The organism is Segetibacter sp. 3557_3 (genome assembly GCF_004354985.1).
Classification (GTDB): domain Bacteria; phylum Bacteroidota; class Bacteroidia; order Chitinophagales; family Chitinophagaceae; genus Segetibacter.
Genome location: NZ_SMSK01000011.1, coordinates 62,533 through 81,000, shown reverse-complemented (window position 1 = coordinate 81,000; position 18,468 = coordinate 62,533). Strand labels below are relative to the sequence as shown.

14 protein-coding genes are annotated in these 18,468 nt (G+C 46.3%); 1 reads left to right on the top strand and 13 read right to left on the bottom strand.

From position 1 onward, the window contains the following. Window positions 1–117 precede the first annotated feature (117 nt). The 4 genes from EXU57_RS16045 to EXU57_RS16030 all read right to left on the bottom strand — a co-directional run bounded on the left by EXU57_RS16045 (window position 118) and on the right by EXU57_RS16030 (window position 5,114). Window positions 118–531, bottom strand: a complete 414-nt coding sequence (locus tag EXU57_RS16045) for an OB-fold protein (RefSeq protein ID WP_133269251.1) — start codon at window positions 529–531, stop codon at window positions 118–120. A gap of 104 nt (window positions 532–635) precedes the next feature. Then, a complete protein-coding gene (gene recR, locus EXU57_RS16040) occupies window positions 636–1,253 on the bottom strand; it encodes a recombination mediator RecR (RefSeq protein ID WP_133269250.1) in 618 nt (205 codons plus the stop codon). A 353-nt stretch (window positions 1,254–1,606) separates the two neighbouring features. After that, entirely contained in the window at window positions 1,607–3,016 is a 1,410-nt protein-coding gene (locus EXU57_RS16035) for an Ig-like domain-containing protein (RefSeq protein ID WP_133269249.1), read from the bottom strand. A gap of 124 nt (window positions 3,017–3,140) precedes the next feature. After that, complete coding sequence (locus EXU57_RS16030; RefSeq protein ID WP_133269248.1) at window positions 3,141–5,114, bottom strand: PD-(D/E)XK nuclease family protein; 1,974 nt, start codon at window positions 5,112–5,114, stop codon at window positions 3,141–3,143. Between the two features lie 228 nt (window positions 5,115–5,342). On the opposite strand from EXU57_RS16030, the gene EXU57_RS16025 reads away from it, so the two are divergent. Continuing rightward, a complete protein-coding gene (locus tag EXU57_RS16025) occupies window positions 5,343–5,843 on the top strand; it encodes an SRPBCC family protein (protein ID WP_133269247.1) in 501 nt (166 codons plus the stop codon). A gap of 172 nt (window positions 5,844–6,015) precedes the next feature. Here the strand turns inward: EXU57_RS16025 and EXU57_RS16020 are convergent, their stop codons facing one another. The 9 genes from EXU57_RS16020 to infB form a co-directional block, all read right to left on the bottom strand. Continuing rightward, window positions 6,016–6,579: a zinc ribbon domain-containing protein gene (locus EXU57_RS16020; RefSeq protein WP_133269246.1), complete on the bottom strand. Its 564-nt coding sequence runs from the start codon at window positions 6,577–6,579 to the stop codon at window positions 6,016–6,018. A 148-nt stretch (window positions 6,580–6,727) separates the two neighbouring features. Continuing rightward, on the bottom strand, window positions 6,728–8,575 hold the full coding sequence (locus EXU57_RS16015) for an amidophosphoribosyltransferase (RefSeq protein ID WP_133269245.1): 1,848 nt from the start codon (window positions 8,573–8,575) through the stop codon (window positions 6,728–6,730). A 61-nt stretch (window positions 8,576–8,636) separates the two neighbouring features. Further along, window positions 8,637–9,203, bottom strand: a complete 567-nt coding sequence (locus EXU57_RS16010) for an NADPH-dependent FMN reductase (RefSeq protein ID WP_133269244.1) — start codon at window positions 9,201–9,203, stop codon at window positions 8,637–8,639. A gap of 322 nt (window positions 9,204–9,525) precedes the next feature. Next, a complete protein-coding gene (locus EXU57_RS16005; protein WP_133269243.1) occupies window positions 9,526–10,236 on the bottom strand; it encodes a pirin family protein in 711 nt (236 codons plus the stop codon). A gap of 57 nt (window positions 10,237–10,293) precedes the next feature. Next, window positions 10,294–10,824, bottom strand: coding sequence for a YceI family protein (locus EXU57_RS16000; protein WP_133269242.1), 531 nt, complete (start codon window positions 10,822–10,824; stop codon window positions 10,294–10,296). A 43-nt stretch (window positions 10,825–10,867) separates the two neighbouring features. Further along, the gene (locus EXU57_RS15995; RefSeq protein WP_133269241.1) at window positions 10,868–11,740 is read right to left on the bottom strand and encodes a pirin family protein; all 873 of its coding nucleotides are present in this window, start codon (window positions 11,738–11,740) and stop codon (window positions 10,868–10,870) included. 83 nt (window positions 11,741–11,823) lie between these two features. Beyond that, a complete protein-coding gene (locus EXU57_RS15990) occupies window positions 11,824–12,279 on the bottom strand; it encodes a MarR family winged helix-turn-helix transcriptional regulator (protein ID WP_133269240.1) in 456 nt (151 codons plus the stop codon). A gap of 1,172 nt (window positions 12,280–13,451) precedes the next feature. After that, window positions 13,452–14,816: a peptidylprolyl isomerase gene (locus tag EXU57_RS15985; RefSeq protein WP_133269239.1), complete on the bottom strand. Its 1,365-nt coding sequence runs from the start codon at window positions 14,814–14,816 to the stop codon at window positions 13,452–13,454. A 148-nt stretch (window positions 14,817–14,964) separates the two neighbouring features. Next, the gene (infB, locus tag EXU57_RS15980) at window positions 14,965–18,201 is read right to left on the bottom strand and encodes a translation initiation factor IF-2 (RefSeq protein ID WP_133269238.1); all 3,237 of its coding nucleotides are present in this window, start codon (window positions 18,199–18,201) and stop codon (window positions 14,965–14,967) included. Between the last annotated feature and the right edge of the window lie 267 nt (window positions 18,202–18,468).

Genomic DNA, 18,468 nt, shown 5'->3' with positions numbered 1-18,468 from the left:
TTGGCACATCCGAACAGCCGCAACATTCAATTATAACCGTACGAGTTTAAAGCACACGGAGTTGCCTTGCGCCTGATTTCCGGTGCGGCTTTTTTCCGTTAAGGAATATTCTTGATGTTATTTCACGATAACGGCGTCCCTGAGTCGAACGTCGCTGAGCATGCCGCTGCAAAAACCCTTTACTTTAACCGGGGTTCCTACGGCCAAATTATCCGCGCCGATTTTCAAAGTGCAATAAACCCCCGTCATCGGATCATCGGAAGACAACATAATTGTTGATTTACCATCCTGGCTTTTGTCAACAGCGCTTATGGTACCACTAACCTCTATGGCTTTGTCAAGAAATTTTGCATTTGCCGCGTTTTCATCTGCCTGGTATGCTGTTACAAGATCAGCTGCAGTAATGGCGATCCCCGCTTCGTTTGCAACCGACCTGTTTGGTTTGTTCCACATCCTGTAGCCGATAACAGCACCGGCAACTGCCAATATAAGGATCACCAACAATATAGTACCCAGGTTCTTTTTTCGCATAATGTTGTTATTACCAATGCTAAAGTAACATTCCGCAGGCGGAGTTGCCGGGATAAAATTACTGAAACCGTAAAAAGAGGTACTGAGTGGGGGAGAATTGATGTTTAACCATTAACATACTGCGATACGGGCAACCGGTTGCTAATACTTCTTGCAAGGGTCATTTCATCAGCGTATTCCAGTTCACCACCAAATGCAATCCCCCTTGCGATGGTTGTAATCTTACAGGAGTGCACCTGCAATTTTTTCTGGATGTAATAAATGGTGGTATCCCCTTGTATATTCGGGTTAAGGGCAAAGATTAACTCTTCCGTTTCTTCTTTTTGAATACGACTTACGAGCGCATCAATATTCAATTGATCAGGGCCAACGCCGTCAAGCGGCGAAATGATTCCGCCGAGCACATGATAGGTTCCGTTGTACTGTTGTGTGCTCTCTACAGCAATTACATCGCGGATATTTTCTACCACACAAATCAGTTGCTGGTTGCGCATCCGGTTAGCACATATCGAGCAGATGTCAGCATCACTGATGTTTGCGCATCGCTGGCAAAACTTTATTTCTTCGCGCATACGTGAGATGGTCTCGCTGAATTGCTGCACTTCTGAAGGCTCCTGTTTTAGCAAATGCAGTACAAGTCGAAGGGCCGTCTTTTTACCGATACCCGGTAGCTTCGAAAATTCATTCACCGCATTTTCTAAAAGAGAAGAAGGAAGTTGCATAATACAAATGTACTGCGGGATGTGGAATGTAATTGGGCTTTAAGCTGCATTGGTAAGGCATTAACAACTTACCCGTTGATAGTTGGTATAACACATAAATCGGGGATTTTACCCGGCGGGAGTTCTGGTTAGTACGTATGCTCGCCCTTTTTTTGGAAATGACCCAGTGGATTATTGTCCTGGGCGCCCCCGGAGGGCCGGGCTTTTCGCTCCTACTCCGCCAAAAGCCATGCTGCATAGCCTTCAGCGGGGTATCCGCTTCAATCCCTGGCGCATGGTTCCCGATAACCCTGACATGCAGCAATCGGGCAATGTGTAATTACAAGGCGCTGAATATATGTGTGGAGATATCACTATAGCCTGATCTCCGGTTCATTGTCCCAGTTGGCTCGTACGGTAAGTTTCGCATCAATAAAACGAACGATTTCAGGTTGACGGTGCACACCAAAAAACTCGCCTGCGTCCCATTTGCCATTTCGATTTGCATCGTACAGTATACGCAACCCATACTCACCCGGCTTAAATAACTTACGTGACCAGTCGCGTTGGGTGATTGAGTCAGATAAAATGATCACGTCATTTTCTATAATCTGCAACACCGGGTGCCTCGAAAAATCGAGGTTCGTAAAACGTATTTTCACACTCCCATATTCTTCCTGCTTTTTTGTAGCAAAATCAATGGTATCATTTTTTGCGAGCTTCAGGCCTGTAGAGTCGGCAAAAGCATCAGGTTGAATGAGGAGGTTGAATTCCGTGTTTGTGGGCCATGGGTGACGAACAAAAAACCGGGTTGGAATGGTATCCCGGCTGATGGTATAATTGGTAACCGGTTGAAAGTCCTTGTTGGTCAACTGCACTTTTGTGCTGTCGAACATCGTTATCTTTCGGTTGAAGTCGATGCGGAGCGGCTCGTTTACATCATGTTTGCCGCTTTCGAGCGAGGTAGCGTAGCGCAGCAGCTTGTCCTGGTTACCCGCGGCTGTTCTTGTGCCCGCAGCCGGGCTTGCCGCCGGGGGCTTAACCGTTTCAGCATATGCGTACAGGACACGCGGTGGGGTACTGTCGCTTATCACCACAGCAGAGTCGGAAAACGCAAACAATTTTGTTTTATCGTCATAACGGCGGGAGTATTCGTTTGGCAATGCATACACGGCAAACGTTCCGGTAGGCAGGTTTCGGAAAACAAAGTTGCCTTGTCCATCAAGCCGGGTAATATACCTGGGCTTTTCATTTGCAACGGCGCTGTCATCCAGGTTCCGATGCAGCACAACCAGTAGCGTGGTATCTATCCGCCCCGTTTCGGCCAGTACAACTTTCCCGGAAAAAGTATTGTAATCTACCGTACGACCGGTCGAGAATACGTAGGTAAAATTTCTTACGATGTTGCCTTCATTAACATCCCGAATGGCGTCGCCAAAATTGATGGAATAGGTCGTATTTGGTTCGAGGGTGTCCTTGAGCCGAACCGTTACATTTCGGAGTTTATAGTCGATGAATGGAGGTGTAGTGGGTGTAGGTGACACCAGAACGTTTTCGGTGATGTTTTGCACCTCAACAAATTCGTTGAAAGTAAAAGTGATCCGGTTTGTTGAAACATTAAAAGCCGAGTCGGGCGGTGTAGCAGCAACGAGAACCGGTGGAATACTGTCTCTTGGCCCACCCCCTGGTGGAATGATATTGGCGCAACCTGTACCGCTTAACAGGAAGAGTAATCCCGTACATGCAAATAGTAAACTATAAAACAGGGGCGCAAGTTTTTTCATCGCATGCAAACTTAGGTGCTATGTACGCTCAATGGCTTCCATTTGCGGGATTTATCTGTTTTTTAGGATTAGCAGCATACAAGATTAACCGCTACTGTTTCGATGTTTGGCGTTGCACAATGCACTAGCCAGTGCTTGTGCAATGAGCTGTGACCAGGTTGTTCGATTTTACGAAGTCGCACCAATAACAGTAAGGGTTGCCACATCCTGTATAAAAATCATGGTTCCGGATTTTCGTCCAAGTTTCTACAAACTGGTGGGTTACCGTTGTTACGTCGGCCGGTGTGAGCACCAATTTTAGTTTGCAATATTCGCCTTCGCTGTCCGGCTCAATAAAATCAAATTCTGTGCTTACTACCTGCCAATTTTTTTGCTGGTAATTATCTACCAGGATCTTATAGAAAACTGCCTGCCGCCAATAGTTGCCACCATTTGGGGTAATCGCGTTAGGCGGGTTCATGTGCTGCAATGCCTTTGTGCAATCACCCGTTTTATAATCAACAATGTTTACAAATCGTCCATCAAACTCGAGCTTGTCTAGCTTACCCTTTAACGGCACCCCCTTAACCACTACGTTATTGATGTTGCGCTCTACCGCCACCACATGGTTCCAACTGTACCGATAGTGGTTGTAGTAATTGGTAAGCACAGTTGCACCGTATTGCAGTCTTCGTTTAAACTGTTCTTCAGTAAAGCCCATTTTATTCTGGTGCATAAAACCTGTAAAGTCGCTCACCAACTCGTTAGCCGAAGGAAAACGGTTTGAAGATCCCTGCATCTTTTCAAAGAGTCGTTGCAGTGCGTAGTGCACTGCCGAGCCAAATGACATGTATTCATTTCTGCCAGATGGAATTCGAAGAATATTGCAATAGTAAAAAGACAACGGACATTGCAGGTAAGTATTTAGCGCAGATACGCTCATCACAAATTTGTCGACCAACCTGCCGATCAGTACCGTTTCAACGCTTTCAATCTTAGGTTTAAGTTGAAGTGGTTGTTCTTTCTTAAAATTCTTTAAGACTGAAGATTGCCTGACCGGAACAAGACCCGGGTAATGACGGATGATTTGCGTTACCAGTTCCGGCACTGCTGTTATGCGGCCGCCAAAACTATAACGGCGGTAAGAAACATGGAGCTGTGCTATTCCTTCTCCGATTATTAACTTACGGGTAAGGTCCCCGTAATTGTGTCCCTCCGGTACCTGACCAGCCAGCTCACTTTTTTGAGGTTGAGCAGCGTGGCTGGCCAACACGAAAACATAGGGGTGATGTACATGGGTTTGCTCAACCGTAGCCAGTTGTACTCCGTTGGTATTACCAGAAAATGGCGTGATGAGTAATGGAACTTTCTGCTTTAACATTAAGTCAACCTGGGCGAGTATATCAGCTAATGTGCGTGCAGGATCGTTGGCGGTTTCCCTTTTTACGAATCCTAAAAATCCACGAAGCACTTGCAGCACCCATTCCTTGCCGGGTTGTCGACTGATAAAGCTGGAGAATAGCTCGTGTTCAAGGATGTTCTCAACCAACTGCGCCGGGTTTAGTTTTGATGCAGCAACGATAAGTTGTTCGAGCATTGCTGAAGCCCGCTTCAGTACAGCAGGTATTTCCGCTTCGAAAAGTGATGTAGCATGCCCGCTACTTTTATCTGCCAGTTTCTTTCGTAAGGCACATATATCCGTCTTTGATTGCGGATGGTAAGTTTCAATCGCCAGCTTCGAAATTTCTGTTGCAGGTATTGCAAACCACTCAAGATGCAATAGCCGGAAGAGCAGGTCATCACCACTATAGGTGATATGTTGCTCAGCTGCAAAATACCTGAGCAATAAGACCAGTTGTTGCAAAGTTGGATCCCGGAGAACATCGAACTCAGCATTGCTTATTACACCAATCCCTTTTTGGTCGAGGCTGCCAGCCATCCTGCCGACCTCATCCCCGGGCAGGTAAATACAGATATCATTAACCGCAATGCCTGATTCAATTAACTCCAGGATACGAACTCCAACACCATTCCATTCTTCTTCTGCTGTGTTGTAAGCTACGATCTCGGGATGGCTTAACTGTGCAGACCCTGGTTCCTTGCCACTGTGATCGACCATTGTTTAAAGTTATACCATGGTGGTTTATGTACGTTTGTGTTGTTGCAATACCCGCAAAATTTGTGTGATCATTAGAACTCTTTGCACGTTAATAGAACAACATGCGGCGACGTTCAGACCCTAATTGCTTGGTGAATGGTAAATCTTCCTGCACCCCTGCCCTACACCAGTTTTCGCATGGCGAAACCTTTTGTGCACGGCTTTGTTAGTATAGGCAAAATCAGCAGTATGTCAAAGGTTTATTCAATAAAGTTTGTACAACAAATACCGGTTACGCTTGAACGGGCCTGGGATTATTTTAGTTCGCCGGATAATCTCGCAGAAATAACACCTCCATCATTTGGCTTTGTAGTCAGGAGCAAACACCACGGCAAAAAGATGTACCCGGGACAGATTATCGAGTATACCGTGAAACCACTTTTTGGTATTCCCTTGTATTGGATGACAGAAATAACCCATGTTGAACCACTTAAATATTTCGTGGATGAACAACGGTTTGGACCTTACAGCTTATGGCATCATCAGCACCACTTCAAGGAAATTGAAGGCGGGGTTGAAATGACCGATATTGTACACTACAAGATACCCTATTGGTTTATGGGTGATATTGCAAATACCTTAACGGTAAATAAAAAGTTGAAAGAAGTATTTAATTATCGAAAGAAGAAGATAGAAGGATTGATGGGTAGCTTCGGTGCTGTTGAAGCCGGTGCCATGGAACACGGATGATAAGGACAAAAGTGAGATAATTCTTATTTGGCTGATGATGTCCATGCCGTTTTAGCCTGCTGTATTGTTCATGTAGTTTAGTTATGCAGACGTGAAGACGGCTTTGACTGATACTTAGTTAACCATGCGCTTAGGTATAGATCAGTTGGTCTAACGACGAGCGTGGTTTGCATCAGGGATTTGCATGGAAGTTCCTCCGGATGCGTTCCGCACCTACAGCCGCGCGAACTCCCTTTACCAGGTAGACCAAAATAATAACCCTTGAAATGACACCCCGAATAAGGTTGTCCGGATCGTCGATAAACGCAAGCATCTGTAAAATGATGTAGATCACCAAGGCGGAAACAACTGCTGCCACAGGTCGCTTTTTGCTCCACCAACCTAATCCTGCGTACATGCAGGCAACCAGCAGGTAAGCGAACAGTGTAAAAGCCCGCTGAGTATTTGCCGGAGAGATACAATACAATACAATACCCCAGATGGCACTAAGACCCGATAAAACATAAAGTGTTTGGGTTGCGATACGAACCTTCCTGTTCATGTCCTGAAAATTCAGCAACCAATTATCACGGTCCCTAAAGAATTTCTCCTGAGCTTCTGATGAACCTTTTAAGGGGTAGCCACAATGTGGGCACTCAATGTCGTCAGCGGCTACAGGTGAGTCGCAGCTTGCACATTCCAGATCGGTGGACATTGTTGGGCCAGGACTGTCTCCTGTTCTTGGTTCGGGGTTCATGGTAGAAAAGGGTTATACCGGCTATATAACTGATTTTCCTAAAAAACAAATACATAAACCTTCCGGTTTTTTAAATGCAATCAGCAAACAGCCTTATGCGTCAGATGACCTGTTTGCTTAAAAAGTTGCATTTCGAACCGGGGACAGCTTAGTAACCGCGAACATTCCGGCCTTCTACGTAGTTGAGAAAAGCCTTATTAACCACCCGGTTGCCACCCGGTGTGGGATAATTGCCGGTGAAGTACCAATCGCCCGTATTGGTAGGGCAACTCTCATGAAGGTCCTCGATGGTTTGATAAATTACCTCAACGTCGATGTCTACATCCTGCGGCGTAATAAGTTGAGCAATTTTATCGGAAATCTCTTCTGTGGTAAACGGCTTGTAAACCTGCCGTACAATGTTTTCAAGGTGTAACGAGTTGGTGCGGGCAAGTTCTTTAATCCTCGTATAAAGTTCATCGATCAGGTTCTCCATACCACGCTCTTTCAGCAATTCTACTGCAGCCTTAAAGGCAATAAAGTCGCCCAGCTTGCTCATGTCAATACCATAACAATCGGGGTAGCGGATCTGTGGTGCAGACGATACCACAATGATTTTCTTCGGCTTCAAACGGGCAAGCATTCTTACAATACTTTCCTTTAACGTGGTGCCTCTAACAATGGAGTCGTCGATTACCACCAGTGTATCTTCCCAGTTGCGAACCGTACCATAGGTTACATCGTATACGTGTTGCACCATTTCGTTACGATTCGAATCCTGGGTAATAAAGGTGCGCAGCTTGACGTCTTTGATCGCAATCTTTTCCTGCCTGATCTTCCGGTTGATGATAGCAGAAAGTTTCTCTTCATCGATGTCTTTACCCCAGCTGATAATACGTTGAACCTTGGTTTGATTCAGGTAATCTTCCATGCCTTTGCAAAGACCAATAAAGGCAATCTCAGCGGTGTTGGGTATATACGAGAATATGGTATTCTTGAGGTCGTGATTGATGGATTCCAACACAGGTTTACTCAGATGGTGACCCAGTGCAATCCGCTCACGGTATATCTTTTCGTCGCTTCCACGGCTAAAATAGATCCGCTCGAAGCTGCAGGCCCGTCGTTCTTTCGCATCCAATACCTGCTCAATGGTATACGATCCGTCGTCTTTCACCAGCAATGCGCTGCCCGGCATCAGTTCGAGCACTTCATTTTCACCAACGTTGAAGGTGGTGCGAATGGCTGCACGTTCACTTGCAGCTACAATCACATCATCGTTAATGTAATAATATGCGGGCCTGATACCATGTGGATCGCGGAGTACAAAACTGTCACCATTGCCGATCAGTCCCCCAATGGTGTAGCCGCCATCAAACAGAGAAGCAGACTTCCGGAGAACAGAAGCAACATCAAGATCATGTTGCCCGGCGCCATCATCCTGAACAAGAAAGTGATGTATAACCTCGATCATCGCAGCAAGATCGCTTTGCTTTGAGAACTCCCCCGGATCAAAGTTGATCAGGTCAAAAAGTTCATCTGTATTTACAAGGTTGAAATTACCGGCGAGTGCAAGGTTGCGGGCAGGTATGGTATCGCGTTTTATAAAAGGATGGCAAAACTCAACGTTGTTGCGCCCCTGGGTGCCATAACGAAGGTGACCCAACAGCAGTTCGCCAAGAAAAGGAAGGTGTCCCTTCAACAATCCGGGATGTTTCTGAATATCGGGCTGGTACTTTTCAAGCTCGTTCATCTCCCTTCCAACTGTTGCAAAAAGGTCGGCAATCGGCTGATTGGCATTGCTTCTTATCCGGTGTAAAAAAGGGTAACCCGGTTCAACATTGAGCTTTACCGCTGCAAGCCCGGCACCATCCTGGCCACGGTTGTGCTGTTTTTCCATCAGCAGGTACAGCTTGTTCAAGCCATACATTACGGTGCCATATTGCTGCAGATAATACGAAAACGATTTCCTCAACCTGATGAATGCGAGGCCGCATTCATGTTTTATTTCGTCGCTCATGGAAGGTTTTAAAAAAGAAGCCGCGAAGGTATTAAGAATATTCCTTTATTAATGTTATATATCAATCTACTCGAACCAGCTCAGGTGTTTTCAACCTTTCAGCCAGCCAGAGAAATTCGGAAATAAAACTGTTGACCGCATTTGTAAACGACAGATCAACCAGGTTACCTGACGCATCAAACTTTTTATCTACCTGTGGTGTAATGAGCATGTAGGGACTAGGTATGCCAAATAAAGCGCATATAAGCAGTTGCAACTGCAATGCCGCCCGTATACCCCCAAGCGAACCCGTTGACGCGGTTACAATGCCAAACGGTTTGTGCAGCTGTTTTGGAAAGTGGTCGAATAGATTTTTTAGTGGTGGAGTATAACTGCCGTTATATTCGGGGGTAAGCAAGATAAATGCATCTGCCGCAAACATTCGCCGGGCAAGCGGCTTATAGTGATCGGGCGTTTTTTGTTCAGACGAATACACTTCTTCCTGGAGGGTCGGAAAGTTCCATTCGCGCACATCTAAAATGCCAACATCATGTGGTGTTTTTTGCTGCAATTGCTCCTGCAGAAAAATAGCCAGTCTGAACGTGGTGCTCTCCTTTCTTGGACTTCCCGAAACAATCTCAATATTCATAGTTCATTAATAATTATAGATGCCTTGCAACTCAGCCCATTTGGCTAAACTTACTGCTGATTTCATATCGCAGGCACGCAAATACGTAAACCCACTTTTAAAACAATGGCTATATCAAAAGATCCTGAGAAGTTAGAACGCATTGAGTTGAAGACCGAAGCTGCCTATTGCTCCTGCCGATCAAGTGCTCCCAACTTGCCAATGAGTTCGGGGCAAGTCGGGACGATGATGCCATAGAAAACCAATGCTGGTACCAGAAAAACCAAAGGCTTGTACTGCAATTCTATCTTTAGCTGAGCATTGTTGACATCAAATGCTAGTACTAGTGATTTACCGGAACTTCCACTACAATAAACTGGGCCCCACCTTCAGTTCGGATGTCAAATTGATCTGCCTCCCATATACCAAGCCCGTCTCCTTGCAACAGCCGCTCCCCATCAATTGCCACTTCGCCTTCGGTAACAAACACAAAAACACACTTATTGGTTGGGTTAAGCACATAATTGGCTGTTTGCCCGCCCTCGAAATAGCCCAGGCTAAGTTTAGCATTCTGGTTTATCCAGCAGTGTTCGGCGCCTTCTTCGTTGCTTACAACCGTTTGTAGCTTGTTGATCCTGTTCTCACGCGGAAAGGAACGCCGTTGGTAACGCGGCGAAATATTTTGCAATTTTGGCTCTATCCAGATCTGCAGAAACTTTACGTCGTCGTCACCCACATTATATTCTTCATGCCGCAAACCGGAGCCTGCACTCATGATCTGAACCCCATCTTTTTCCACTACTTCGTTATAGCCCATGCTGTCCTTATGGCTCATTTTCCCCTGCAGCATAATACTGATGATTTCCATATTGCCGTGCGGATGTAAACCAAACCCTCTACCGGCTTCAACACGATCATCATTAAACGCCTTTAAGAGGCCAAAGCCATTCCTGGTTGGATTACGGTACGAAGAGAAGCTAAAAGTAAACTTGCTCAATAACCAACCGATATCTTTTTGCCCGCGATCGGCTGCGGGGAACAGTGCTTTTTGCATAATTGCCAAAAATGAAAGTGGATGGCAGCTTTGGAAACTGCCATCCACCGTTATAATTTATTGAGCTTGTTTAACCATTTCCACGTTCATATTCAACTTCACGTCATCAGCGAGCACGAGTCCACCGGCTTCTGTAAGTGCACTCCAGGTAAGGCCAAATTCTTTACGATTGATCTTGCCATTAATCTCAAAACCAAGTCTTTCCTGTCCCCAGGGGTCAACGATGGTTCCGTTGAAATCTACTTTCAGTTCAACCGGCTTTGTAATATCCCGTACGGTGAGGTTCCCGGTTACCTTGTATTCTTCGTCTGATTCCTTTTCTACGTTGGTGGAAGAGAACTTTAGGGTAGGAAATTGTTCTGCGTTGAAGAAGTCATCGGCTTTCAGGTGCGCATCACGTTGCTCATTGCCGGTATCAATGCTGTTAACATCCGCTTCGAAGTTTATGGTAGCATCCGTAAAGTCGGCACTGTTCGTTTCGAATGTAGCATCAAACTTTTTGAAGCTCCCGGTAACAGAGGAGATCATCAGGTGTTTGATCTTAAAAGTAATGTCGGAGTGCGTAGGATCGATTTTGTAAGTAGCCATGTTTGTTGTTTTAGTAGTTAGAAATTTATATAAGTTGTTTGCTTTAATCTTCGATGAGTACCCCCATTTTACCAAGCTTATAATCGCGGAATGCTTCCATGATTTCGGTTTGGTTATTCATTACAAAGGGTCCGTGCGATGTAACGGCTTCGTTCAGGGGAGTGCCGCTGCCAAGCAGGACAACCGCGTCTTCTAACGCCTCAAGTTCAAAGCCGCTTCCGTCATTGTTTAGGATTGCTGCATAGTGCGCCTCAATTTCTCCATCACCTTTATAATTCAGTTTGCCCTTTAACACATAAAAGAATGCGCTGTGTTCAACAGGCACTTCAAGTTGGTACCTGCCACCCTTTTGAATAAACAGACTGATGACGTTAACAGGCGAAAGCGTTGGAACGGGCGACCTTTTACCTGCATGTTCACCTGCATGAACCAGGACTTTTACAAGCCCGTCTTCACTTATGATTGTTGGCGTGTCTTCAGCGTTAAGGGGGAAATACGAAGGCTGGTCCATCTTGTGTGCAGCCGGTGTGTTCACCCACAGTTGTACGATTTCTTGTCTGCCGCCTTTATCAAAAATGTCCTGTGGTGGACGCTCACTATGAATGATCCCCATACCGGCATTCATCCACTGAGTGCCACCTTCATAAACAACATTCACATTTCCGCGGCTATCCCGGTGCTGAACCCCTCCTTTGTAAACAATGGTAACGGGTGAAAATCCCCGGTGTGGATGTGGCCCAACCCCTGCCTGTTTAACCGGTATGTGGGATGGAACTTTAAGGTCAGCATGGTGCAGCAGCAAAAACGGATCTACCTGGCCGATTTTAGCCGAAGGGAATGCCTGGCGAACCGGCATTCCACCCAAATCGAGGGTGCCGGCATATACCAGGGACTTGATTGTTCTTAATGTGTTCATACAACTCCTTTGTTTTATCGTTAAGTCATCAGGGCCGCTTATTTGACAATTAGGTGTATGTACACCTATTAGGTCAAAAAAAATCACTGTTTTTCACGCAACTGCTCCAGCAAATCGTTCAGTACGCCTGCATCATTTTCCTCCAATTGGATAAACTCGTTAAAAACCTTGTCAACACGCTCATTTGCTGCTTTTAAGATATCCAGTCCGGCTGTGGTAAGGGTAATCACTGTTTCGCGTTTGTCTTCTTCGGATACTGAGCGTTCAACATATTTCTTGAGCTGCAGACGATCAATAATCCTGGGCACATTGCTGTTGTTTTCTATCATTCTACAGCCAATATCACGAACACACATCTGGTCAGGGTGTTTACCCTTGAGTATGCGCAACACATTATATTGCTCATGTGTTAGCCCGACTTCCTTAAGATCGCGGCTCATCAGGGTTTTTAGCCACCATGCCGTATAAAGCAGGTTCAATACTGCCTTATGCTTCTGGTCCTTGAACTTCGTACTTTGAATTGCCTCTTCCAATTTCACGATACAAATATATGTACGTACATCTAATTTACCAAATTTAGATTGCCTAATTGCGGATTGCCTAATTGTGGATTGATGGAACACGGATGCCACGGATTGAACGGATCGAATGAGGTTATGAGTTATGAGAGATGGGATATGAGACGTGATTGGATTAGCGGATTACGGATTGGCGAATGTGCGGATTGCTTGCGATCAGATCCTGTGCACGGGTTCTTTTTAATTTTAAATTTTTCATTTTACATTATACCACCGCAGAGAACGGGAGAAGCAGAGGTTGCGCAGAGGCGAGGATGGCGGATTACGGATTGCGGATGTGCGGATTGGGAATAGTTGATATGTTGATTGGTTGATCAGTTGAAACGTGAAAATCTTGCTTCGCTTATCATCCGTGCACTAAAAATGCTAATCGTGCAGAAAGTTCCTTTTTACATTTTTCATTTTACATTTTGCATTTTCTCCACCGCAGACAATGAGAGAAGCAGAGGTTCCATTAGCATATTACTGGTTGGCGAATTGCGGATGGAAATAGAGATGAGTTATAAGATGGGATATGAGACGTGATTGGATTGGCGGATTACGGATTGGCGAATGGCGGATTAATGGAACACGGATGACACGGATTGAACGGATGGAAGAAGTTATGAGTTATGGGTGATGAGAGATGAGACGTGATTGGATTGGCGGATTACGGATTGGCGAATGGCGGATTAATGGAACACGGATGACACGGATTGAACGGATGGAAGAAGTTATGAGTTATGGGTGATGAGAGATGAGAGTGATTTTCGGTCGTGTATCCAAGCTGGGCAGGGGTTCATTTTTAATTTTACATTTTACATTTCCTAAAGAGATGATCCGCTCCGTAAAGCTCACAAAGTACAAGAGTGCGACGCAAGGATGCCTAATAGCATTCCTGTGGCCTGGTCCTTAAAAATTAATTATCTATTGTAGAAAACTCGTTAGTCAGGGTTCTGCGTTCATAATTCAGCATTCATCATTCATAGTTATGCATTTAAGAATCCCCAATAGCCGGGTCCATAAAACTTTCTCTGAAGGACGCAATCTATGTCTCAAATCCCTACTATCCGTGTCATCCGTGTTCAATGGTTCTTCATTCAACAAAAAACCCCGCAACTTTGCGGGGCTTTGGGCATTTACCTTAGGTGTAGTTATTTACTTACAACAGCTTTGCTAACCCATTCTTTTATGGTGCTGCAGTTGGTAAAGTCTTTATCAATCTGGATATAGTAGCCTGGAATATGCGAGGCAAACCATTTTTCAAGCGTATTCGACCTCTTTTCGTCCAGTGCTCTTTGTGCTATTTTGTTGTAGTCGTCCTTCAGGCTTTCGCGGTGTGGTTCGGTTCGGCTTTTCAGGTGAACGATACGAACAGCCTTCCTGTTTCTTTCGTCGGTAAATGCAAGTGGTTGAGAGTAGTCGCCCACCTTCATATCCTTTAATGCAATCACCAGATCCTTATCCAGCTGATCGATGGTAATATATGTTGATCCTTCACGATTTTGCTTTTGGCCGGCGTTAAACTTGGAGCCTTCATCTTCACTGAACTTACTAACGGCTTCACCAAACGACATCGCCCCTGCTGCAAGTTTCGAACGAACACTATCCATCTTCTCAATGGCTTCTTTTACCTCGACATCGGTCACCGGAGGAATACGAAGAATATGACGAATGATTGCGTCGTCGCCTGCACGACTTACCATTTGAATAATGTGTAGTCCAAACTTGGATTTGATTACCGGGGAAATCTGACCTTCCTTCAACTTAAAGGCTGCAGAAAGAAAGGTAGGATCCCAGATTTTATCGTTGCGATTGATATTATACTGTCCACCACTTTCTTTACTTCCGGGGTCCTCGGTGTACTGGCGTGCCAGTACTTCGAACTTTTTAGTACCAGCCTCTACGTCCCGTTTGAAATCATTCAACTCCCTTGTTACATAACTTTCAACATCGCGGTTTGACTTGGGATAGACCAAAATTTCACTTACCTCAAGTTCACTTTCGTAATACGGAAGGCTGTCTTTGGGTATGGTCTCGAAATAGGTTTTTACTTCAGTAGGCGTAATCTTGATATTGTCGATGATCTTCTTACGCATCTGGTCAGCAAGACTACGTTCCCTGAAGGGATCGCGGAAGTCTTCTTTTAGTTGGTAAACCGATTTTCCGGCAACCTCTTCCAGGATTTCCTTTGAACCATATTGGTTGATAAAACCGCGGATTTGGTTTTCCAGCGATGCTTCGAGTTCGTCGTCGCTTACAACCAGGGAGTCTTTTTCTGCCTGCAGCACCAGCGCCTTTTGAATTAGCTGTGCCTCAATAAGCGCACACTCCGGTTCCGGCGGAAGTTGTCCGCCCTGCCGCTGAATATCGGCAATCGAATTGGTGATGTCGGAAAGCAGGATGATCTTGTCACCCACCTGCGCAACGATCTTATCGGCAATCACCCGTTTAGGCTGGGCAACTGCAGTGATGGTAAGTGCAGAGAGTAAAATAAAAAGGGAAAAAATGTATTTCATAAAGACTTGTAAGGGTATCAAAAATATTGATTACAAAAGTGAATACGGCAGGCCAGGACTGATTTAACAAAAAAAATAGCTTCGGTTAAGTGGGATTAATCACTTTGCCGAAGCTATGGTTTAGAAAGCTTTAGTGCTTCCGGTTATTTTACAATGTTCTCTTTACTTCTTCTTCTTCGAATGCCTCGATGATGTCGCCAACCCTCAGGTCGCTGTAATTCCTGACTGTCAGACCGCACTCCATATTCGTGGTTACCTCTTTCACGTCGTCTTTAAAGCGTTTAAGCGATCCAAGTTCAGCACTTGCACCTTCTCCTTTCGGATGTTCAACAATACCATCGCGGATGACACGGATCTTCGAGTTCCTGAAGATCTTTCCTTCGATAACGATACAACCTGCGACAGTAGCCTTGTCGAATTTATAGACCTCTTTAACCTCAACATTCGCAGTAATCTTCTCCTGGAACTTCGGCTCAAGCATACCTTCCATCGCACTCTTGATCTCGTCGATTGCGGTGTAGATGATCGAGTACAACTTGATCTCCAATCCTTCGGTTTCCGCAACTTTTGCAGCCTGCAGGGAAGGACGTACGTTGAAACCGATCAGGATCGCATCAGAAGCAGTTGCAAGCAATACATCACTTTCAGAGATTTGTCCGACGCCTTTGTGTACAACGCGAACAGCAATCTCTTCTGTAGAAAGCTTCTGTAATGAGTCACTCAGTGCCTCTACCGATCCGTCCACGTCACCTTTGATGATCAGGTTCAGCTCTTTAAAGTTACCCAGTGCCAAACGACGTCCAATCTCATCAAGGGTAATGTGTTTCCTTGCCCTTAAGCCTTGCTCACGTAAGATTTGTGCACGTTTTGTAGCGATCTCCTTTGCTTCTGCTTCGTCTTCGTAAACCTTGAACTTCTCACCTGCTTGCGGCGCACCATTCAAACCGAGAACAAGAACCGGTGTTGCTGGCGGCGCTTCTGTTAAACGCTGGTTTCGCTCGTTGAACATCGCCTTAATCTTACCATAAAACTGTCCACTCACCATGATGTCGCCCTGCTTAAGGGTTCCATTTTGAACGAGCAGGGTAGCAACGTATCCACGACCCTTGTCGAGGGTTGCTTCCACAATCGTACCTGTCGCTTCGCGGTTAGGATTCGCTTTCAGGTCGAGCAATTCTGCTTCAAGCAGGATCTTTTCAAGTAGTAAGTCTACATTCTGGCCTTTCTTCGCACTCAGTTCCTGGCTTTGAAATTTACCACCCCACTCTTCTACCAGCAGGTTCATTGAAGCGAGCTGTTCGTATATCTTCTGTGGATTTGCACCCTCTTTATCAATTTTATTCACCGCAAAAATCATCGGTACGCTTGCAGCCTGCGAGTGACTGATGGCCTCTTTTGTTTGAGGCATTACTGCATCGTCTGCAGCAACCACGATTACGGATATGTCGGTTACCTTGGCTCCCCTTGCACGCATCGCGGTAAACGCTTCGTGACCGGGTGTATCCAGGAAGGTGATCTTCTTACCTGCACTATTAGTTACCTCGTAGGCACCAATGTGCTGGGTGATACCACCGGCCTCACCGGCTACCACGTTTGCACTCCTGATATAGTCAAGCAACGACGTTTTACCGTGGTCAACGTGACCCATGATCGTAACGATTGGAGCCCTTGGTACAAGTTCATCTGCGTCGTCATCGTCTTCCTCATCTTCCAGTTCGGCCTGCGCCTCCATGTCGATGAATTCTACGTCGTAGCCAAATTCACCGGCTACCAATTCAATAACCTCCGCATCCAAACGCTGGTTGATCGAAACCATGATACCCAAGCCCATACATTTACCAATCACCTCGGCAAAGCTTACATCCATCATGTTGGCGAGTTCACTAACACTAATGAACTCGGTTACCAACAGTTTGTTGTCGTCTGCCCCATCCATTCCTGCATGATCGGAAACTCCATCCCGCTTGGCTTTGCGGTATTTTGCCTTCAGGCTCTTTCCGCGACCACCACCACCGGCAAGTTTTGCCTGTGTTTCCCGGATCTTCTCCTGGATTTCTTTTTGGTCGATCTCTTTATCTTCTCTGCGCTTATTATCTGAAGAACGTGGTCCGAAACGGTTGCCACTTGGTGGAACACCCGTGCCGGCTGGTTGACCTGGGCGTGGACCACCTGGTCCACCCTGCGGCGGACGGTTGAAGCCACCACCCATCGGAGGTCTGCTGCCGGGTTGCGGTTGTGGCCTGTCCGGCTGACGCGGTGTAATTCCGGGACGGAAGCCACCGGGGGTACCCTGTGTTTGCTGGTTCGGGTTTTGAACCGGCGCGTCGCCCTTACGGTCAACCGGGATACGTTTGCGTTTGCGTTTTTCCTGGTTGGGTTTCGGACGGGTATCGTTGTGTACGGGCAATTCTATCTTACCCAATATTTTCGGACCTTCAATCCTGTCTGCCTTAATGTTGGTGACTACCGGCATTGAAACTTCAAGGCTTGCGGCAGGCGCCATTGCAGCGGGTGCAAGCGGAGCTGCAGGCTGCTGTTGTGGCATTGGAATGGGTGCAGGCTGCCGTACCTGCGGTGCAGGTGCTGGTGCCGCCGGTGCAGGTGCAACCGGGCCTGATACAGGAGCGGGAGCAGGTGCAGGTCTTGGCGCAACTGCAGGAGCGGGGGCATCGCCCTCATCTCTCCTTTTCATGCCTTTCTTCGGTCTTGTAGAAGAGTCGATTGTAGAAAGGTCTATCTTATTGATCACCTTCAATCCTTCGATTTCAGGTGCTTCTATACGCATGGTACCACCACCTTCTTCTTTCGGAGCGGTAACGGGTTCTTCTATTGGTGCTGCTGGTGCCCCTGTTGGCGGAAGCGGATCTTCCACAGGTGCAGGAACCGGCTTTTCGTTTACGGGTGCTGGTGCAGGAGGTGCCTCAACAACAACCGGCTCAGCCTGCATAACGGGCTCAGGGGCAGGTGCTGGTGCGGGCTCAGGTGCAACAACCAGTGCGGGAGCAGGTGCTTCCACTACGGGTGCTGCTGCAACCGGGGCCGGAGCAGGTGCTGGTGCCGGGGCTGCCGGCTGTGCAGGAGGAACAGCGGTTGTTGGCTTCCGTTCGTCTTTCTTAACAAAGCTAATTTCTTCTTCGTCTCTTCTTTTCCGTCCTTCCTGTTGTACTCCTTTTGGTATTTCTACCAGGTCGGCCTTGTTTTTAGCCTGCTTATCTCCCTGGAACTCACGCTGAAGCGAGAGGTACATATCTTCGCCAAGTTTGGCGGTGGGCTTAAGATCATCTTTATTAAAGCCTTTCGCCACCAGGAACTCCACAATGGTGTCCTGCCCGACGTTAAACTCTTTTGCAGCCGCTAATAACCTTGGTAATTTAAGTTCTGACATTCAATTTTTTTATATGTTCAATTGCCACGTCACTGGTGGCCCCAAAAGTAATCTGAAACTACGTGGAAAGCCAATGTTTTTACAGCTTCTTTACGCAGATCGATACTTTCAGTTCGCTTTAACATCGTTGTTCAATACTCCGACTCTATAACAACAAAATGCAGTCTTTTCGCTGCACCTGTGGGTTTAAAAAACTTTTAAACAGTATCCTGGCGCCAGGATGGTCTCAATAGGCTGTTATGGAAGTTGTATGCGGCTGAAGCTGTG